Source organism: Nonomuraea spiralis (assembly GCF_014648435.1).
GTDB lineage: Bacteria > Actinomycetota > Actinomycetes > Streptosporangiales > Streptosporangiaceae > Nonomuraea > Nonomuraea spiralis.
The window spans coordinates 1-1,024 of the sequence record NZ_BMRC01000085.1; the positions used below are offsets into that span (position 1 = coordinate 1).

Annotated in this window: 1 rRNA gene; it reads left to right on the forward strand. The window is 57.0% G+C overall.

Annotated features, from left to right (window positions below):
• Positions 1 to 1,024 (forward strand): 23S ribosomal RNA (locus IEZ27_RS53410); the annotation flags it as partial.

A 1,024-nucleotide genomic window follows, 5' to 3' on the forward strand; every position in this document is an offset into this window, starting at 1 on the left:
GCGAAGGTGAGAACTTAAGCGCCGGTAAACGGCGGTGGTAACTATAACCATCCTAAGGTAGCGAAATTCCTTGTCGGGTAAGTTCCGACCTGCACGAATGGCGTAACGACTTCCCCGCTGTCTCAACCGCAGACCCGGCGAAATTGCACTACGAGTAAAGATGCTCGTTACGCGCAGCAGGACGGAAAGACCCCGGGACCTTCACTACAGCTTGACATTGGCGTTTGGAACGTCTTGTGTAGGATAGGTGGGAGACTGGGAAGCTCGGACGCTAGTTCGGGTGGAGTCATTGGTGAAATACCACTCTGGTCGTTTTGAACGTCTAACTCTGGTCCGTGATCCGGATCGGGGACAGTGTCTGGTGGGTAGTTTAACTGGGGCGGTTGCCTCCTAAAAGGTAACGGAGGCGCCCAAAGGTTCCCTCAGCCTGGTTGGCAATCAGGTGTTGAGTGTAAGTGCACAAGGGAGCTTGACTGTGAGACTGACGGGTCGAGCAGGAGCGAAAGCTGGGACTAGTGATCCGGCATCGGCGTGTGGAAGCGGTGTCGCTCAACGGCTAAAAGGTACCCCGGGGATAACAGGCTGATCTTCCCCAAGAGTCCATATCGACGGGATGGTTTGGCACCTCGATGTCGGCTCGTCGCATCCTGGGGCTGGAGTAGGTCCCAAGGGTTGGGCTGTTCGCCCATTAAAGCGGTACGCGAGCTGGGTTTAGAACGTCGCGAGACAGTTCGGTCCCTATCCGCTGCGCGCGCAGGAGACTTGAAAGGAGCTGTCCCTAGTACGAGAGGACCGGGACGGACGAACCTCTGGTGTGCCAGTTGTACCGCCAGGTGCACGGCTGGTTGGCTACGTTCGGAAGGGATAACCGCTGAAAGCATCTAAGCGGGAAGCTCGCCTTGAGATGAGGTCTCCCACCACGTGAGTGGGTAAGGCTCCCGGTAGACGACCGGGTTGATAGGCCGGAGGTGGAAGCACAGTAATGTGTGGAGCTGACCGGTACTAATAGGCCGAGGACTTGACC